At 50.6% G+C, this 19,334-nt stretch carries 17 protein-coding genes; 6 read left to right on the forward strand and 11 right to left on the reverse strand.

Annotation, left to right across the window (positions count from 1 at the left end; genetic code table 11):
* Positions 1 to 464: 464 nt before the first annotated feature.
* The 3 genes from J3L11_RS10165 to J3L11_RS10175 all read right to left on the reverse strand — a co-directional run bounded on the left by J3L11_RS10165 (position 465) and on the right by J3L11_RS10175 (position 4,642).
* Positions 465 to 1,655 (reverse strand): class I SAM-dependent methyltransferase, encoded by a 1,191-nt coding sequence (locus J3L11_RS10165; RefSeq protein WP_133039893.1) that lies wholly within the window; start codon positions 1,653 to 1,655, stop codon positions 465 to 467.
* Positions 1,656 to 1,765: 110 nt separating this feature from the next.
* Entirely contained in the window at positions 1,766 to 2,830 is a 1,065-nt protein-coding gene (locus J3L11_RS10170) for an endonuclease/exonuclease/phosphatase family protein (protein ID WP_207570914.1), read from the reverse strand.
* A gap of 45 nt (positions 2,831 to 2,875) precedes the next feature.
* On the reverse strand, positions 2,876 to 4,642 hold the full coding sequence (locus tag J3L11_RS10175) for an alkaline phosphatase D family protein (RefSeq protein WP_207570915.1): 1,767 nt from the start codon (positions 4,640 to 4,642) through the stop codon (positions 2,876 to 2,878).
* A gap of 181 nt (positions 4,643 to 4,823) precedes the next feature.
* On the opposite strand from J3L11_RS10175, the gene J3L11_RS10180 reads away from it, so the two are divergent.
* Complete coding sequence (locus J3L11_RS10180) at positions 4,824 to 5,246, forward strand: CBS domain-containing protein (protein ID WP_207570916.1); 423 nt, start codon at positions 4,824 to 4,826, stop codon at positions 5,244 to 5,246.
* A 60-nt stretch (positions 5,247 to 5,306) separates the two neighbouring features.
* Here J3L11_RS10180 and J3L11_RS10185 read toward each other — a convergent pair whose 3' ends face one another.
* The 7 genes from J3L11_RS10185 to J3L11_RS10215 form a co-directional block, all read right to left on the reverse strand.
* Complete coding sequence (locus tag J3L11_RS10185) at positions 5,307 to 5,591, reverse strand: heavy metal-associated domain-containing protein (RefSeq protein WP_133039882.1); 285 nt, start codon at positions 5,589 to 5,591, stop codon at positions 5,307 to 5,309.
* Positions 5,588 to 5,905 carry a mercuric transporter MerT family protein gene (locus J3L11_RS10190; protein WP_133039892.1) on the reverse strand — a complete coding sequence of 106 codons (318 nt, stop codon included), beginning with the start codon at positions 5,903 to 5,905 and terminating at the stop codon, positions 5,588 to 5,590. The genes J3L11_RS10185 and J3L11_RS10190 overlap by 4 nt, the downstream gene beginning before the upstream one ends.
* 34 nt (positions 5,906 to 5,939) lie before the next feature.
* Positions 5,940 to 7,079, reverse strand: coding sequence for a transglutaminase domain-containing protein (locus J3L11_RS10195; RefSeq protein WP_189617007.1), 1,140 nt, complete (start codon positions 7,077 to 7,079; stop codon positions 5,940 to 5,942).
* Positions 7,080 to 7,384: 305 nt separating this feature from the next.
* On the reverse strand, positions 7,385 to 8,605 hold the full coding sequence (locus J3L11_RS10200; protein ID WP_207570917.1) for a phosphoenolpyruvate carboxylase: 1,221 nt from the start codon (positions 8,603 to 8,605) through the stop codon (positions 7,385 to 7,387).
* Entirely contained in the window at positions 8,602 to 9,240 is a 639-nt protein-coding gene (locus J3L11_RS10205; RefSeq protein ID WP_189617005.1) for a hypothetical protein, read from the reverse strand. Before J3L11_RS10205 ends, J3L11_RS10200 begins: the two co-directional genes overlap by 4 nt.
* The gene (locus J3L11_RS10210) at positions 9,240 to 12,911 is read right to left on the reverse strand and encodes an ATP-binding protein (protein WP_207570918.1); all 3,672 of its coding nucleotides are present in this window, start codon (positions 12,909 to 12,911) and stop codon (positions 9,240 to 9,242) included. The genes J3L11_RS10205 and J3L11_RS10210 overlap by 1 nt, the downstream gene beginning before the upstream one ends.
* Positions 12,912 to 13,066: 155 nt before the next feature.
* Positions 13,067 to 13,264: a YheV family putative zinc ribbon protein gene (locus tag J3L11_RS10215; protein WP_133039877.1), complete on the reverse strand. Its 198-nt coding sequence runs from the start codon at positions 13,262 to 13,264 to the stop codon at positions 13,067 to 13,069.
* Positions 13,265 to 13,409: 145 nt separating this feature from the next.
* Here J3L11_RS10215 and J3L11_RS10220 point away from each other — a divergent pair, with 145 nt between their 5' ends.
* The 5 genes from J3L11_RS10220 to J3L11_RS10240 all read left to right on the forward strand — a co-directional run bounded on the left by J3L11_RS10220 (position 13,410) and on the right by J3L11_RS10240 (position 18,059).
* Positions 13,410 to 15,314 carry an ABC transporter ATP-binding protein gene (locus tag J3L11_RS10220; RefSeq protein WP_207570919.1) on the forward strand — a complete coding sequence of 635 codons (1,905 nt, stop codon included), beginning with the start codon at positions 13,410 to 13,412 and terminating at the stop codon, positions 15,312 to 15,314.
* A 39-nt stretch (positions 15,315 to 15,353) separates the two neighbouring features.
* Positions 15,354 to 15,836 carry a TIGR02444 family protein gene (locus tag J3L11_RS10225; RefSeq protein WP_207570920.1) on the forward strand — a complete coding sequence of 161 codons (483 nt, stop codon included), beginning with the start codon at positions 15,354 to 15,356 and terminating at the stop codon, positions 15,834 to 15,836.
* 13 nt (positions 15,837 to 15,849) lie between these two features.
* A complete protein-coding gene (locus J3L11_RS10230) occupies positions 15,850 to 16,827 on the forward strand; it encodes a hydrolase (RefSeq protein ID WP_207570921.1) in 978 nt (325 codons plus the stop codon).
* Positions 16,811 to 17,068, forward strand: a complete 258-nt coding sequence (locus J3L11_RS10235) for a YheU family protein (RefSeq protein WP_133039873.1) — start codon at positions 16,811 to 16,813, stop codon at positions 17,066 to 17,068. Before J3L11_RS10230 ends, J3L11_RS10235 begins: the two co-directional genes overlap by 17 nt.
* 103 nt (positions 17,069 to 17,171) lie before the next feature.
* Positions 17,172 to 18,059, forward strand: coding sequence for a phosphoribulokinase (locus J3L11_RS10240; protein WP_133039872.1), 888 nt, complete (start codon positions 17,172 to 17,174; stop codon positions 18,057 to 18,059).
* 222 nt (positions 18,060 to 18,281) lie between these two features.
* Here the strand turns inward: J3L11_RS10240 and J3L11_RS10245 are convergent, their stop codons facing one another.
* Complete coding sequence (locus tag J3L11_RS10245) at positions 18,282 to 19,064, reverse strand: tetratricopeptide repeat protein (RefSeq protein WP_229799868.1); 783 nt, start codon at positions 19,062 to 19,064, stop codon at positions 18,282 to 18,284.
* Positions 19,065 to 19,334 lie beyond the last annotated feature (270 nt).

The raw sequence follows: 19,334 nt of genomic DNA on the forward strand, positions 1-19,334 counted from the left end.
ACGTTAGAGATTAACGGCCATCGGTTCATCACTGGACTTCAAGAGCACCAAACACAACTACTCAAATTACTCGGTAGACTCTATGAGGTAGTTTATTCCTAAATTAGCTGCGGAATGTCGGATATAACGATTAATATTAAATTAATAAAATGCTAACTATCATAATGAGAAAGTAATTATTAAAATTGAAACATAATAAAAATAATAGGAAGTGAGTTAGATCTAGATATTATTTCGCTAATTCAAAATAAATAATTAGATGAGAAATATCACATAAAAACCCATTTCATGAGCCACTTTTAATTTTACAAAGTGTTCCCTATCAAACCAGTTTACTCTGTGAAATGATTAATTAATTATGTCAATTAAATCTAATTAATTATCAGCATCGATGATGGCATATTTTAGGAATAATAAAGGGTGAAAATTTCACCCTTTATTATTTTGATAATCACGATTGGCGCTTACCACACCGTAGCAACCAGGCCTTTCAGGTAAAAGCCTTCGGGGAAGGCAGCTGCAATCGGATGATCAGCCGCCTGACTTAAACGCTCGGTAAACTGCGCTTCGCGTTTAGCATCCAAAGCCGCATCGGCCACTATTTTTTGGAACAGATCCGCAGGCATCAAACCAGAGCAGGAAAATGTCAGCAAAGTGCCACCAGGCACCAACAACTGCATTGCCAGCATGTTGATATCCTTGTAGCCACGGCAGGCACCTGGTAGTTGGGCTTTGTTGTCCGCAAATTTAGGAGGATCCAGCACTACGACATCAAATTTCCGCCCTTCATCCCGGTACTGCCGCAACAATTTGAATACATCGGCCTCAGTGTATTGCACCTGGCTGTCATCAAGGCCATTAAGGGCCATATTGGCTTTGGCCGTTGCCAAAGCCTGCGAGGAGACATCGACATTTTCGATACTGGCAGCACCACCTTTAGCGGCATAAACGCCAAAGGTGCCGGTGTAACAGAAGCAGTTAAGCACAGATTTCCCCGCTACGGCGCGCGCAGCAACCACTCGATTGTCACGTTGATCCAGATAAAATCCGGTCTTGTGCCCGGTGGTAACATCCACCGCAATCTTGACGCCATTTTCCTCAATTACCACGGGCATCGGCGGCAACTCGCCATGCAGCAGACCCGTCGTCAGCGCTAGCCCCTCTTTTTTACGGGAATCCACATCCGAGCGTTCATAAATGGCACAATCTGGATACAGTTCCGCCAGCACCGATACCAAAGTGTCACGCCAATAGTCAGCACCAGCAGATAACAGCTGACACACCAGCACATTGGCGTAGCGGTCGATGGTAATCCCTGGCAGTCCGTCAGACTCAGCGGCAATCAAACGATAACCCGTTAGCCCTTGCCGGGCGATTAGCGCATCTCTTGCCTTTTGCGCCCGCTCAATACGACGCAGAAAAAATGCCCGGTCAATCTCTTGTTCGCGGTCAAAACTCCAGATACGCACTTGGATTTGCGACTCTGGTGACCAGGCACCACGCCCCAGCCAACGCCCATCGTGTGCCACCACATCGACAGTGGCACCGGCAAGTGGCTGGCCTTTGATGTTGTGAATACCGCTGGAAAATATCCAAGGATGATGGCGATCGAGCGATTTTTCGCGCCCCGGTTTAAGTTTGATCCTGTCCACTATGCGATGCCCTTTGGCTATGAAAACGCTGATACGGTCGCGAATGGTATCTATCACCATCGCGCTATGGCGCGCATCATACCTTAATTCTGCATTGCCTGGCAGATGCCTGGCTATCGCAAACTGATGGTGACGGTCACTGGCGTATGATCGCTGGCCATAGCGTCCAATTGATAATTTGGTCGCAGCAAGTGATCGTCATACACCCGATATTCCTTTACCTGACCCAGGCTGTGCTGGCTAGCGCCATTGAACTCCTGACTTAACAGAATATGGTCAACCGCACTGCCGCTAGCACCGTGAAAATGGCTGACGGGGCGGGCATCGGTCATTGGCTGATATTGTTGCCCTAACTCCCATGCATCATATAAGCGATAGTAACCAATGCGCTGTTGCAATTGCAGTGCGTCCAATGCGGCCAAACCTGCCGCCCGGATATCTGAGGTAAACACGCGACTACTGTCGGTCATTAAGGCGCGCATTTCGCTGCTGTCGATGGTGGCATTAAAGTCCCCCATCAGCACCATCGCATGACCACTATGGTTACGGCGTTGCAACATTGCCTGGTATAACAACGCGGCCTCGGTACCCCGTTTGACAATGGATGCCCAGCGACCGAGGGCGCTGCCCGCCAACAATGCAGGCACCCCTTGCAGACGGCTGTCCTCTGCCGTTAGCAGTGAACGAGGAGACTTAAAATGCACCACATAAATATCGGTGCTACCAATTCCAGGCAACACTGTGGTTGCCCGCAGGAAACGGCGACTGGGCACAAACTCATCCATTAACCCCAGCGCCGAAATCAGTTGCCGGTCAATCTCAACGTCGCTGACATCGGTGAGTGGATAACTGCTGGCGAGTGCCACCACACTCTGATGCGCCACGAATCCTTCTATCTGCGGCTGCGCTACCGTGACAAAATAAGGTAGCCCACATTTTTCACACAATGCTTGCAGCGCATCGGGACTGAACACTTCCTGCATCGCCAATAGTTGTGGTTTGGCGGTACGGATCCAGCGAGTGATCCAGTCGCACTTTTGCAGCCATTGCAACTGAGTGTAGATGTTGTCGAATTGATGGTAGGCCAACGGTGGCGCGGCAAAGTTGTAGAGATTAAGGGTTGCGAGCGTAAAGTCATCAAACATAATGTGGCTATCAGCAAAAGGCCCTATTTGCATCTTATGCTGTCAGCCACATTTGTCCAGTCGCTCGGGAGCTTAACGCTAAGGTACCATTACCACTGTTGGCGTACCAGCCAACATATACCCTTGACGCCGTCTGGTGGACAGTTCCGCAAAACTGTTGGACAAGATAGTGTCCACAAAGTACCAGGTGGCATCGGCCCGTTCTGCTGTGAGTTCCAGCAGTAAGTAGCCGCGTTGCAACAAGTTAGTATACTGCAAATCCGTCACCATGCTGACCACCGCTTGTTCGTAGCTATCGATTTGGCTGGGATCTAGCGCTAGATAGTCTTCCATGCCGGGTGACGTCACGGAACTGGTGGCAAATTCCACGGCCACCGCATTGCCATCCTGATCTTTGAGATTATTGGCCCAAGCGTTATGGGTGTCGCCTGCCAACACGACGGTATTTTTGCCCAGCGTCCGAATCGTCTGTAACAGTACCTCGCGCTCGTAGCCGTATCCGTCCCAGGCATCCAAGTTGTACGGAATATTGGGTAATTGCAGCAATGCTAACACCTCTGGAGTGAGTCTGGCCTGATTTGCTAGCAGATAATCCAGTTCGGCCTGCGTCAGTGTTGGATCTCCGGCCTGGGCTCTGGCGGCCAACTGCGCCAATTGCCCCAGTTCCGCATAATCACTGATGGACATCTGTTGGGTGGCGACCGCTGCAGGTAACAGCATGCGCCCCATCAGTACCTGCTGCCCAATGACCTGCCAGGTGGCCGTCGATGTTTGCAACTGTTGCTGTAACCAGGCCAATTGTGTTTGTCCCAGCATGGTGCGGCTGCTGTCCGTCAGTGCCGCCATCAGTCCTGCTTGATCAAAGTTACCATTGGCATCCAGATAATCCGCGTAATCCAACTGTTTGTCACGAGCCAGTAAACGGGTATCCAACATGTGCAGATCTAACAGGTCGCCAAAACTGAAACTGCGGTAAATATCTTGATTATCCCCTGCTTGCCAAGGGCGGATCGGCAACCATTCAAAATACGCCTGCATCGCCGCCTCTTTACGCAGTTCGAAGTCACCTTCGCCATCGTTATGATTTTCCGCACCGTCTTTCCAGGCATCATTCGCCACTTCATGGTCGTCCCAGATGGTAATAAAGGGTACCTTGGCATGTATTTTCTGCAGGCTGGCATCACTGCGGTATTGGGCGTAGCGAGTGCGATAGTCGCTAAGGGTTAGCAACTCATTAGCCGGTAAAACTTCACGGCCCAGCTCTGCCGCATGTTCACTGGCGTACTGACCTCGACCATATTCATAGATATAGTCGCCAAGATGCAACAAAGCGTCCAGATCGTCACGCTCGGCCGCCAGAGCGAATACATTGAAATAACCTGCAGGATAATTGGAGCAGGACATGACGGCCAGTTTCACTGATGCCACCTGGCCCTGAGGCAGGGTCTTGGTAATACCTACCGATGATTGCACGTTACCAACAGCAAAGCGGTAATAGTAACGCGTCCCAGGTTTTAGTCCCACGGCATCGACTTTCACCGTGTAATCCCGTGACGCATCGGTCAGTGTCTCACCATTAGTGACTAGCTGTGAGAAAGCAGCGTCAGTCGCCACTTGCCAGGAAACTTTCACCTGAGCATCAGTGACCGGGGTCACCCGAGTCCACAGGATCACGGCATCACTCAACGGATCACCACTGGCAACACCATGTTTAAAAGTTGCGGCCACAGTGTCGGTGTCATCATCATTGCTGTTACAGCCCATGAGTCCGTATGAGATTACCGCAGCGCCTATGCCTTTAGCTGACAGTGCCAGAAAGCGACGGCGGGAAAACGAGTGGGTCATGAATCATTCCTTATTTAGCTATCCTTGAATGACCCAAATTGTCAGTACTGGCGGTTACTGGTATGTGAATTTATCATTAAGTTTATAAGAAACCGCTGATTATTCATTTATCTTCAGCGCTGGCGTATGATATGGCTGCGGCCAAATCCCATCCAGGCCGACACTGAGACAAGGAAACACCATGAAAGTACAGGACATAATGACAGCTAATGTGGTGTGTATCAGCGACGGCGCCACTATCAAGGATGCGCACCTGTTGATGCAGAGCCGAGGGGTAAGACACCTGCCGGTAATTTCAGAAGCCGACGGCACTTTAGTAGGTTTGCTGACACACAAGAAAATGATCGCCACGGTCGTGGGACTGCTTAATCGTTACGGTGCAGGGGCTCTGGACAGACGAGAACGCTATACCCCGTTGGTGGAACTGATGGAAACCGATTTTACGCCATTGACCGCCGACACAGCACTGGCAGACGTGGTGGACTATTTTATCAGTAACAAACATGGTTGCCTGCCGGTCATCGACAGTGAACGCAAAGTCTTGGGGATTGTCACTTCTTCTGATTTTGTAAAATTATGCAGTAAGTTACTGAAAGGCCAATAGCCAACGACACAAAAAAGCGATGCCGAAGCATCGCTTTTAGGTCGAACTGACTGCGTAGCGTTATGATGATTTTTCAACCTGATGAATAACGCCCTTATAGCCAGTCTTATCAATCGCCTGTAGCAATTTATTGGTATCAAAACCCTCGGGCACTACCACCACCGCCTGGCGGGTTTTCAGTGATGACTTGGCTTTGATCACTCCGTCCGTTTGCCGCAACACTTTATTGACCACAGTAACGCAAAGCGGACAGGTCATGGCTTCTACATCGATAATCACCGTTTCATCGGCAGCCCACACCGCAGGACTACCAAGCAACAGTATTATCAGCATTAAACGTTTCATTCAAACCACTCCAGAATCCAGGGCAGCACATAAGGGTAAAGCTGAAAGGCTAGCACCAGCGGCACCGCGAGCCAATACAGGATTAACAGCTTAGTGCGACTGAACGTGCCGCTGCACAAGGGTCTGCGGGAAAAATACAACCGCCAAAAACCCAGTGCAATTAACCCTGTTGACAGCAGTAGCATCGGATAATGCAGCCAGGTCAGCTGTTCAACTCCAGATAGACTGGCCGCCGAAATGCCAAACACCAGATACAACAAGGGTCCGATACAACACAAACTCGAGGCTACCGCGGCGATAACCGCCGTAGCCACAGTAGCCACAAAGCCGTGGGAACCTTGCTGGGTGTTAGCGCTGTTCGGTTGACTGGTAGTCATAAGCGAATACTTTGGGATCGTAGAAATTCACCGGATCGCCATCAACTTCAGCATAGGGGTAGGCAAAATCATTGATCGGTGTCTGTTCCGCGCTCGGATACAAATCAAAATCACGGCCATAGTTAAAGGCAATCCAGTTCATTTCCCAGTTGCCAAACAGATAATCGTTGACGGCCTGAGAGGCTGGATCCTGTTTATCCTTTTTCTCAACCAAACGCAATTTAGTCACATCTCCCGGATCGGCTGGCAACCAACCATAGCCCGCCAGATAGAACATGGCGCGACAATGCTGACCGCCACTGATTTTAGCAACGCCTTTATCATCGGCACTACCAAACGCTTTATGGGAATACTTACCCAGTTTAATCGCTTGTCCAACGCGGATACCGAATACTTCTTTTGCTGGAATACCCGCAGCTCGCGCCAGTGCCACAAATACGGAACTGATATCCGTGCATTTGCCGCCCATATTGCCCGTTTTCAAAATAGTCGCCACATCGCCGGTACCACAACCGATGACATCGTTGTCGCGGAACATATTGTCGGTCACCCACAGATAGATTTTATGGGCTTTTTTCAGCGGGTTAGTTTCAGAACCGACAATTTTATCTGCCGTCTGTTTTACCAGCCCATCGACCGGAATATGGGTAGTTGGCAGCAGATAAGGTTTAACTTCGGCGGGATATTGAATCACGTCAGGCACTTTATAGTTATCCAGCTCACCGTTTTTACGCGGTTCCCAATCCTGAGTTTCAATCACAAACTCCAGTGTTAGGGTCAGTTTACTTTTGGCATCTGGCCAAGTGGCAAACAGCGTTTTGGCACCATAAGCATTACCTGTGGTGATATAAGCTTCTTGATAGTTGCCCTGATATTGCAAACTGCATACATGTTGAAAGGTCATGTCTACCGGCAGCGGTATCCACAATTTCACCACGCCAGCGGAACCTTCAGGCGCTTTTACATCATAGTTCTGCGTTACGGTAAAACGGCGGTGCCCTTCAGCGGCCGCGATGGCAGGTTTCGCCTGCACCGAGGTTGCCAGCAATGGGCTGATGACCCCCGCAGTAGATAACAAGGCAGCATTCTTTAAAAAATCTCGTCTTTGCATCGTTGAGTTCCTTTATTTTTCCTACATCAAGAAGCTACCGCCAAGCCGTGCGACCGCAGTGGCAACTGCGCCTTCATCATGTCGCAACCAAGCAAACAAGTGCCTTCCAACATTAGGTTTATTATTTCAGACAACACCAAATGGCTGTGCATTACAATACACAGCCCGCTGAAAATGAAAACAGTCATTTTGTCCCGACGACGCGAGAATATTAGCGTTCGCTCACAAAATACAAAAGCTTGTGGATTGCCCGTCGCAGGGATATTTGCAACAGGCATTTTATCTGCATTATTTGTCGATTGCTGTCAACGCAATCCCACTTCTACATCGCGGATAATAAAATTACCGGAATAAATAGGGTGGACCTCCCCCAGCGGTTCCAGCTCAAAAAACTGTTTGTGTTCATCACTCAGCCCTTCAAAACCGCCGATCACCTGAAACAGCCAACTTTCGGCATCCCAGGGTAACTGTTGCGATTCAAGATACTGCAACGCCGATTGGTTGCGGCCGGAATCGATAACCGCACAAAAATATTCTTCTACCGCTTGTTTCAACGGATTATCAGGAATATCAAAGGCTTCAGCGGCAATGACCGCCACAGGTTGCGCCTGTGGCACCGCATGCTGTGGCAGATTTTCACGGCTGATAGCTTTAATGCCGGCCACCAGCGCCAACAGTTGCGGTTCATGCTGCGGATTGTGTACATCCACCGCTGCGGGCGCCAGCAAGGACTGCGCCTGGTTAAACAGCGACGGGATCTGCTTGTGGGCCACATGGTCGGCCACTTCATAATCCGGATGCAGATCGGTATACAGTAACCAGCCTTTTAGCAGCCGAGTGCGCCCCTGAATTTTACGAAAACGCCCCAGCAGCTCCAGCAAACGCCCCTGCACCACACTGAGTTCTTGTGCACAAGAGCTGAGGGTTTCCTGTAAACTGGTGACCAACAAACGCCGCAGTTCGCGGATATCGCCCGCCAGCTCGCCCAGATCATGGAATTCAATCATCTCCAGACCGTTTAGCAATTCGGAGACCTGGCTCTGTGCCAGCTCATTTTCACGGATCTTGGCGCTGATTGATCCCACATAACCGAATTCATTATTGATGCGGCCCCACAACACCCGAATTGAGTAGCGCAGATTTTCGGTAAAGCTGTATACCTGTTCAGATAAATCGGCCAGATAAGCTTCAGCAGCACTGTAGTCAACACTGGCACGGGCTTCACGGTAGTGACTCGCCAATGTTTTGATAGTCGCCAGCGCCGAACCGACATTGGCATTGATCTGCCGGTTACGCTCGTCTTTTAGTCCGTCTTCCAGCAAGGCCCGGACGTTGCGGGACAAACGCAGCGGCTCTCCAGGTTCCGGACGCCACAGAATGCCATTATCAGTGAGTTTTTTTACCGTACCAGGTTCCAGCTTTGCTTCATCGATGCTGCCGCCAAGATAGGTATCCATCACCAGCTCGGCATGGCGGCCAAGCAAGCGCAACAGCTTGACCCCGGCCTGATGTAAGTTGCTGCTCATAGCAGATCCCTCTGACTGGCGGTTTCAGCCTGCGCCTCCAGACTCAGGCTCTCTGTTTCATCGATAAAACGGATCACTTCATACAGATAATCCAGTTTACCGGTGGCGAGATATATCTGCTTTTCCGGGTTTGGTCGTAACAAGTAACCCAGTTCCACCAGCCGTTTGAATACCAGTTTAATCTGTCCGTCAACGCTGCTGGAGCTGGAACCAAATAGTCGATATTGGCTCAGTTTCGCCAGTTGTTCACGAAATGCAGGCGTATCTTCAATGCGGCTTTGTAATTCGGTTAAGCGCACTGGTGCCCCTTCCGTCAACGGCGCGTCCTGTCCACTGGCTTCCTGCACCAATACCAGCCATTCCACTAACGGGATCAGCGACTGGCAAATTTCGCGGAACTGCGCCGAAATCAGCTTGCGTTCGTTATCGCCGAGATTAACGTAGCCGCAAAAGAACACTTCACCTTCAGCGGCGTGAGCCACCGTGCGATTGATCTGGTTCAGATAGGCTTCCACCCGATCGCGGGTAGCCGGATTTTTCAATGCCCGCCAGCCTTCTTCACAGGTAGTACGACAGATAAATTCACCACGCAGTAAGCGTTCAATCAGTTCACCGTGGGCTATGATTTCGCTCATTACACTGTCTCCTTCGCCAGACGTTCACTGAGTTTTTGGGCAATCGGGTCCAGTTTGGGTTTCACCAGCTGCAAGCGCTTGGTCTGTTTATTGATGATGTAACGGTTAACAAACAGATTAAGCACTTCCGATTCTGGATTGGGAAATGCCCCGAGCACACAGATATTATTGTTCTCGCAAGCATCAAAAATTTTCTTCACATTGCTGTGATGTAAGGTACCCAGTTCATCAATCGGCCAGTGGATGGTGACATCCGCTTTACCTCGTAACAGCCGGGTAAAAGCCAACAGAAACTTACACAGGATCAGATAGGCCATACCGTGGCTTGACGACTCATTGAGCTGACGGTCGGTGCGGATAATCAGGTCTGAGTTGCCTTCTTTCAGCCGCAACTCAATCTCCAGCAGCTTGGCAATGCCGCCAGTGAGCGCCGCACGGCCGATGATGTCCAGCGCCCGGCGCATACTGTCGGTATAGTGTTCATCCGGCAACTTACTGAAACCATCAGCTTTCCAAGCTCGGAAGGCTTTGACAAAGGTTTCCAACTCCGGCCAAAACTCCAGTTCACTGATGCGGGAACGGATCTTCACCGCAGACTCCGAAACCCCTTCGAGGAACAACTCTTCACCCACTTCGCGGGTAATACGCGCACTTTGCGAGGCAATGCGGCGGTCAATATCGGCCAGCACATCGTAAAACGAAGTCAGATCAATACCAAAGATACGGCCTTGTTCACGCAATGCCGTGATCGATTGCGGCACCATCACGTTCAGCAGTTGCGCCAGTGCGGGCACCAATTTGTGGTAATCCAGCAGGCGAATGCCTTTATCGGTGACATAGCTGCATTCTTCGCGGGCGCGCTCCCAGGTTTCTGACAGGCTAGAGCCAGATTTGGCCGCAATCACCTGATCGAAATGATCGACATACTGTTTCACTGAACCCAACAGATAGTCGCGCTTGAGCAATAACTCTTCGCCCTGACGCATGCGTTCGCTGATGCTGCCAGGGGTTTCTTCATTATTTTTTGGCAGTTTCAGGTCGCTGAGTTTGCGCAACAGTCCGCGCAATTTACTGAGATTTTCCGAGGCTTCTACCTGCGCCGCATTAGACTGACGCAAGCTATTTTCCAGCTGTTGCCGCTGTTGTTTCACGTCGCTGGCACGGTTTTTCAATTGTTGATCGAGTGCCGAGAGTGCCTGCTTCACCTTTGCCAGTTCACTCACCAGCTTCGGCTTACGCTGCAACCAAGTATGCTGGTACCAATCTTCATAACGCAACACCTCGCTACGGCGCTGCTCAGCATTGGCAATCTGCCCCTCCAGTTCGCGCATCTGCCGTTTCAGCGCCACAATTTCATCTTCGTTAATGCCGCGGGATTTGAGCTCATTGCGGTACCAGCTATCGCAGGCTTTCTGTTCCTCTTTGGCACGCTCACGGCGTTGCCCAATGCTGTCACGGATGGTTTGTAGCTGCTGTTCAATGGCTCCGATGACATCCTGCCAGTACACCTGGTTTTCCATGCGTGCTTCCAGCGCCAGCGATTTTTGCTCATCGACCCATTCAAGATGCTGGTTATTGAGCAGTTTCATCTCATGTTCGAGCTGTGTCAGCCGTTTTCCGGCCTCGGTTTTGCGAGCCGCCAACGCCCGATTGATTTCGCTCTGGGCATTGCGGCGCTCTTCCATCAATCGCCGTAAATCTTCCCGTAAATTCTTGTAACTGGTGCGTGCCATGGTCAATTCACGCCCCAGATTATCCAGCGCTGTATTGGCGGCAACCAGTTGCTCTTCCGCCTGCTGTTTTAACCCTTCGGCGTGTTGCAGCGCATCTTCTGCCTGTGCCAAGCGCGCCCGCAACTCTGGTTCACTGGCGGCATAGGCCGGAATATCCAGCGCTTTCAAATCCAGCGTCAGGCCATAAAAACTATCGCTGTCACTCAGATAACCGGGGTGCAGATCGCTACGATGCAGCAGTTCTGGATTCACTACTTTACCCAGATGTTGCTCCCATCCCGGCAATTCACGCCGCAGGAACTCCAGCAAGGTATGCGACTGCGGAAACAGCATTTGCCGAATATCGTCCAATTCGCCTTGGCGCTCATTGACTCGCAGTGCTGCTAGTCGCAAGGCTTCGGTTGCCTGATCGCGTTGTGCTCGGAGTTTGCGTTCTTCGCCGCTCAAGCGCTCCACACCAACGCTAGCGGCTTCCTGCTCGGTATCCGCTCGTTCAATACGTTCGTCAAATACCGCCAACGCCAGTTTTTCCTCTTCGGTGTAACTGACATTGTTTACCTGCAGTTGTTGCTCGGCTGCCGACAACTTCAGTTGATATTGTTGTTCCTGAAACTTGGCTTTGCCCGCGTCAATGCGTTCACGCCATTCGTTGTCGAGTTTGGTGGTATCTTCGCTGGCGAGCAGTTTTTGTTTGTCCAGTTGCTCCCGTTGTTCGTCCTGCTGTTGATGCAGTTTTTCCAGTTCACGGTTGAGCTGTTCGCCAATTTTGCTGCGTCTGGCGTTATAGGCGGCTTCAACGTCCTGATGCTTTTCAGTCAACAGTTTGTGGCGCTCACTGAGATTTTCCAGATCGGCACGCCATAGCGGCAACTGTTCCAGATGCGCTTTTGCCTGTTCAATATCCGCATCCAGATAGGCGTTTTGCTGATTTTCGATGCTGTCGAGTTCATCTTCCAGCTTGTTGGCATCACCTTTGGCGGCCGACAATTCTTGGTTCAGCTCATCGCGCTGCTCTTTCCACTGTTCATCCAGTGTTTTCAGGCGGAAATTACACTCCTGCGATAGGGTTTGCTGTTGCTCTTGGCGTTGGCTTTCCAGCACTTCGTCATGTCGGTAGCCCTGCGATAAACTGGCTAAACGCAACTCGGCCGCCTGCAATTCATTATATTCCAGATCCAGTTTGTCGAATTCCGGACGGATTTTTTCAAAACCAGCAATCAGTTGGCTTTCGCGGATCCAAGACTCAACCCGCTGCGGATTGATGCTGGAAGTTGGCGGATTTACTCCGTCCTCTTCCAAAATAGCGGCAATCATCGATTTGACGGTTTCCATTTTGCCCTCTTTCGAGTGCACCGCCTTGGCCAGTTTCTCAATATGGCGTAGCGAATGATCGGCCTCGCACAGCGAGAACAGCCGCGCATAGTTACGCAGCTCGCTGCGGTTGCTGCCGGTATTCAACAGGCTGCGATCATTCTGAATAATGGCGCGATATTCACGGGTATTAAGCAGATTGGAGTATTCGATGCCGAGCCGTTTCATCTCGCGTCCCAATTCCGCCATGGTATGACACAGGATGGTGTCGCCATTCTGCGACTTGATGTAATCCTCAAGCTCAAAGCCCTTGGCGATAAACCGGTAATTGACACCCTTGCCATCACCCGCCGAGGCCAGCACAGCCTGATACAGCAAGCCGTCGGCTTTCTGATATTCATAGATGATGTAACTGGATTCTCGCGGCAGATACCAACGTTCAAAACTATCACGGGTTGATGGCACCACACGGCTCGGATATTCGCCATAAAACACCGGCACTAAGCGCTGCAAGGTGGTTTTACCGGAGGCGTTGGTACCACAGATATTGGTATGACCGTCGAGACGCAGTTCCACCACGCCCGGTAGATGGGTGTCAATCAACAGGATTCGGGTAAGGCTTGGCATAGTTATCCTTGTTATACAGAGAGAACGGTGACTCACGGCAATACCGTTCACGCAGGCAGCGTCTGGCCGCTTTATCTTAGCTCGTCAATGAGGCCACTAAAGTAAAGGAAAGCCCTGATGTTGGCAACGCCAGAGCGGTGGCGGCGTGACCGCGATTACTCGGGCTTAAACAGGCCGATAACCTGACCTTGGGCCTTGTCAGCTACCTTGGCGTCGGTTTGCTGTTCATGGTAACCGCATTCAATACACTCGACCGTTTCCACACCGTTATCTTTATAGAGGACGATGCTATCGAGCGCCTGACATTTAGGGCAACGGGCACCGGCAACAAAACGTTTTCTGGATTTGCTCATTTTCTATTCAATTACAGAGAGTTTAATGGCTATTTTGCCACATTCTGTGGCGTCAACGTAAGTTTGCCGCATCTGCGCTATAGCGAAAGCCGCTGCATGTGGGCTATCATCGGCGTTTTCACTTGTATCACTATTGCGTTAACCCATGATCACCATTTCTCACGCGCAACTCATCCGCGGCAGTAAAGTATTGCTGGATGATGCCTCCGTCACCCTTTACCCCGGCCACAAAGTGGGGTTAGTCGGCGCCAACGGCACCGGCAAATCTTCACTGCTGGCACTGATCATGGGCAAACTGCACCTTGATAAAGGCGATATCAGCGTTCCGGCCCAATGGCGCATTGCCACCGTAGCGCAAGAAACCCCAGCACTGGATATGGCAGCGCTGGAATATGTCCTCGATGGTGACCGTGAATTTCGCGAGCTGGAAAATCAGTTAAAACTGGCGGAACAGCGTAATGACGGCAATGCCATCGCCGAGTTGCACGGCAAGCTTGATGCCATTGGTGCCTACAGTATTCGCGCCCGCGCTGGCAGTCTGCTAGCAGGACTCGGATTTAGTGACCCACAGCAAAGTCAGCCGGTAAAGAGCTTTTCTGGTGGCTGGCGCATGCGTCTCAACTTAGCGCAAGCACTGCTGTGCCGCTCTGAATTACTGCTGCTGGACGAACCCACCAACCACTTGGATCTGGATACTATGTTCTGGCTGGAAGGTTGGCTCAAGAGTTATCAGGGCACGCTGGTGCTGATCAGTCACGATCGTGATTTCGTCGATGCGATTGTGGAAGAGATTATCCATGTTGAAAATCAGAAGCTGAATTTCTACCGCGGCAACTACACCGCATTTGAAGCCGTACGCGCCGAGCGCATGGCACAGCAGCAAGTTGCTTATGAAAAGCAACAACGCGAGCGGGCGCACATGCAGTCTTACGTCGACCGTTTCCGTTATAAAGCCAGTAAAGCGCGACAGGCACAAAGCCGCCTCAAGGCACTGGAGAAAATGACAGAATTGCTACCTGCGGCGGTCGATAATCCGTTCCAGATGGCATTCCGTCCACCTTCGGCACTGCCCAATCCTTTGGTGATGATGGAAAACGTCGCGGTTGGTTACGGCGAAACCACTATTCTCAACTCGGTGCATCTTAACCTGGTGCCGGGAGCCCGCATCGGTTTGCTGGGACGCAACGGTGCCGGGAAATCGACTTTTATTAAACTGCTGGCCGGACAACTTGAGCCACAGCGTGGTAAGTACCAGCCGAATCCCGGCCTCAATATCGGTTATTTTGCGCAGCATCAAGTGGAATATCTGCGCCTGGATGATTCACCGCTGCAACATCTGCAACGGCTGGCACCAGAGCAGCGAGAGCAGGAACTGCGGGACTTCCTCGGTGGTTTTGGCTTTCAGGGTGATATGGCGCTGTCGCCAGTACGTCCGTTTTCCGGCGGAGAGAAAGCGCGCTTGGTACTAGCCTTGCTGGTGTGGCAACGACCAAATCTGCTACTGCTAGACGAACCCACCAACCATCTGGATTTGGAGATGCGCCACGCGCTAACACTCGCCTTACAGGATTTTGAAGGCGCCATGGTGATTGTCTCTCACGACCGCCACCTGCTACGCCTCACCTGTGACGATTACTATCTGGTAGACAACGGTAAAGTTGAGCATTTCGCTGGCGATTTGGAAGACTATCACCAGTGGTTATTAGACGCCGCCAAAGCCGCTAGGCCACAACCACAGGCTGATAGTAAACCGCAACAGGATAAAAAATTGCAGAAACGCCAAGAGGCGGAGTTACGGCAAAAGCTATCACCGCTGAAAAAGCAGCAGGGCAAGCTGGAAGATGAGCAGCAAAAAGTGACTGAACGATTGGCTGAACTGGAAAACCTGCTGGCGGATACTGAATTATATGAAGAGCAACATAAGGCCAAACTGACCGAAGTATTGGCTGAACGCACCCAACTCAACCAGCAGTTGGAACAGAGTGAATTGAGCTGGCTAGAGTTACAGGAACAGATTGACGGCATAGAGCAAACCTCCACCTCTGTATAAAGCCATTGAGGATGGTTATTGTTAAGCAAGGAGCAAAACGTGTCATCACAAAGCATTTTTACGTCGTCATTGTGGCAGGCATGTGAACAGTATTATCCGGCTGTAGAAGTCACAGCCTTGCAGTTGCAGGACCGGCACGGGGTTATCATCAATCTGCTGTTATTGGCACTGGAGCTGGATAATCAACAGCTGCGTCTAGCACCGCAACGCTGGCAGCAACTGCACGATGTTGTCAGCCAGTGGCAGCAACGTATACTGGTGCCCTATCGGCAACTCAGACGACTATCCAAAACACATGTTGACCAAGACGTCTACCAACAGATGTTGCAATTAGAGTTACTGCTGGAACACAAGTGTCAGCAATTTATCTTGCAGCAGTTATGGAATGAAACCCCCGAACCACAAACTACGGGGCAATCTAACTTGCGGGATTATCTGACGCTATTGCAACTTGATTTGCGGGATTACCCGATGCTCGCACAGCAGGATCACCTCTATGGTAAACTCGCAGTGAGTCTGTAATTCACGAGCTATTATGCAACCGTTATTTTCGCCTCCTTGGTGGGGCAGCAATCCACATCTCCAAACCATTTTGCCAGTGCTGACAAAAATCGCCAAGGTCGCCTTACAACGCGAACGGGTGGAGCTAGAAGATGGGGATTTTATCGACCTGGACTGGCTATCAACACCACCAAGCGGCCAACCGTTACTGGTGCTATTACACGGTCTAGAAGGCAGCGCTGACTCACACTATGCCAGACGTATGTTAACAGCATGTGCCCGGCAACAACTGGCGGCGGTAGTGCATCATCATCGAGGCTGTTCTGGCGAGCCTAACCGGCTTAACCGTAGCTATCACAGTGGAGATACAGCGGATATTGGTCATACGCTAAAACTTCTCAGACAACGTTATCCACAGTCGCCGCTATTGGCAGTGGGCTACAGTCTAGGCGGCAATGTACTGGCAAAGTATCAAGGTGAACAAGGTAATGCCAGCCTACTTAGCCGCGCGGCAGTGGTGTCGGCACCGCTTGAACTGGCAGGCTGTTCGCGCAAACTGGAACGTGGTTTTTCTCGGTTGTATCAACGCTACCTGCTGCGGCAACTGCAGCAAAAGATGCTGGCTAAGATAGCGCTTTCTCCGTTGCCAGTACTGCAGGATGGTAACCGCGTACGGCAACTGAACACTTTCTATAAATTTGATGACCAACTTACCGGGCCAATGCACGGTTTCGCAGGTGCCGACGATTATTATCGCCGTGCCAGTGCCTTGCCATTAATTGGCCATATCACACGACCGACCTTGTTCATTCATGCCGCGGATGATCCCTTTATGAGCCATTCAGTGATCCCAGATACCACGAGCTTACCCACCTGTGTACAATACGAGTTGTATCCTCATGGTGGCCATGTTGGTTTTATCGATGGCGGTACCCCTTGGCGCCCACAATATTTTCTAGAACGACGCCTGCTGCAGTATCTGCTGGAGGATGAAAATGCTGGTACCCTATGAAGCGCTACTACAGTTGCCGACAGCCACCCTGGACAACCTGATCCGTGAATATCTGCTGTCTCATGTGGAGGATGGCAGTTTTAGCGATCTTGATGAAACCGTTATTCAGCGGGCAATAGACCGATGCCGCCAAGCGTTAAAAAAAGGCGAGCTGCTCGTTGAATATAGCGAGGAAGATGAATCTATCGCTATCCGTTCCCGAGAACAGATTATTCAGCGAACCACCAACAGCGAAGATTGACCGAACCGGCCCAGTGCCGTATAAGTAACTGCCTGCCGTTACAGTATCATAACATTTGGCGACGTAGTTCCGGCAGTCACCGCTTCAGATACAGGTAGCAATCATGTCAGCAAAACATCCCATTATCGCAGTAACAGGCTCCTCCGGCGCTGGAACTACCACGACAACAACTGCCTTTAGCCATATTTTCAGGCAGTTGGGGATTAATGCCGCCATGGTAGAAGGTGACAGTTTTCATCACTATACCCGCGCAGAAATGGAAGTGATGATCCGCAAGGCTAAAGCGGAGAATCGCAATATCAGCTATTTCGGACCAGAAGCGAACGACTTCGACCGCTTAGAAAAGTGCTTTGCTGATTACTCGGCCAGTGGCCAGGGAGAAACCCGTTCTTATCTCCACACGTTTGATGAAGCCGTGCCATATAACCAGATGCCTGGAACCTTTACCCAGTGGCAGCCGCTTCCAGATAACACCGATATGCTTTATTACGAAGGGCTGCACGGTGCGGTGGTAACACCGGAAAATAATGTGGCACAGCACGTAGATTTGCTGATTGGCATGGTTCCGATTGTTAACTTGGAATGGATCCAGAAAATTATTCGTGACACCAGTGAGCGCGGCCACACCAAAGAGAAAGTGATGGGGTCAATCGTGCGCTCAATGGAAGACTACATTAACCATATGACACCGCAGTTTTCCCGGACCCATATCAACTTCCAGCGCGTTCCCACCGTAGATACCTCCAATCCCTTCAGTGCCAAGGATATTCCGAGTCTTGATGAAAGCTTTGTGGTGATCCGCTTCCGCGGTGTGGACAAAGTGGACTTTCCCTTTTATCTGCAGATGATCCAAGGCTCATTTATGTCACGAGTGAACACACTGGTAGTGCCTGGTGGCAAGATGTCACTGGCGATGGAATTGATCCTCACCCCACTGATCAAAGCGCTGATGGACCGGCGGATTGCCACCTTAGAGCAGGAACTGGAATAATCCTGCCACTCAACTCGATTAAGTTTGCTTTAATCACTTACCGCTATATTGTCTGCCATCGGGATTTCAGACGAAATTCTGATAGCCGGCAGTCAAGGTGGAAATAGATTCCCCCATCATGATCTGTTTATTTCTGCTCTGATATGTCGGCAACCCGATTCATATGTGTGGATGACTCTTTTTTCTCTCATATTTCGCCCGTTATGGGCATTTTTTTTGCCATCAGTCCAACGGTAAGATTTCGCGATAAGGTTTTTGTTGCAGATAATCCTGCAGACGCGACTGAAATTCACCTTCCTTATCATGGATTTTACTTTTATTGGCCTGGAGTGCCGCAATCGCCCTACGCTGCGTTTTTACGGCAGCAGTGAAGTTTCCCATTTCAGCGTAAGCCGCTGCCAAATTATCCAGATTGGTCGGGTCCTGCTGATTATGCTTCAGTAAATCAGTTGCCAATTGCAGCGCTTTTTCGCCATCGCGATACTGTTTCTCTGGACAGGTGGCCAAGATCCAGGCGGCATTGCCCATAGATACTTTGTCACCCGCTTCAGTGAAGTATTTAACGGCTTTACCGCAATGACGGCTAACACCATCACCACCTGCGGCATAAATAAATCCGAGACGAAAACGCGCCCACCGATCATCTTTCTCTGCTAAGCGCAGATACCAATGTTCAGCCAGCGACAGGTCACGCTTGATCAATTTGCCTTCAAAGGCCAAATCTGCCAGCGTTTTCTGTGCATTAATATCACCACCGTCCGCCGCTTGCTTGAGCCATGAAATACCCAGCGCCTTGTCTGTTTTAACAAACCGCCCAGAGACATACATCAGTCCCAACAAATATTGCGCGTCTGCAGACCCCTCTTCGGCATTAAGTTGAACATAGGCCACTTTACTGGCAATCAGCTCTTGCTGTGGCTGCGGGATAGAAAATGCCCAACCGTTTGCCGACAAGGTCAGCGCCAGCCCTGAAAAAAGCCCAAGTAATAAATGCGGATATCTCACGGCAGTATCCCTGCGTATATCAAACTGATTTCAAAGTTAGCCAGAATTGGGTGGCAAAGTCGAGTATTAAGCGCCATCATCTGTGTAAAAGATAAACGGTATACCATTCAGATATTCGTGCCCAGTCAAATCCCGACAACAAGTTGTGATTTGCCCTACAAGACTGGCATCTGATACCCGGCTAAGCAGAGGTATTTATTGACTTATGTCACTAAAGTATCAGAATGTTGTATTTATTAAGCAGTTATTAATTTTTAGAGTGCGCAGGGA

The sequence above is a fragment of the Shewanella sp. 4t3-1-2LB genome, from assembly GCF_017368415.1.
GTDB classification, from domain to species: domain Bacteria; phylum Pseudomonadota; class Gammaproteobacteria; order Enterobacterales; family Shewanellaceae; genus Shewanella; species Shewanella fodinae.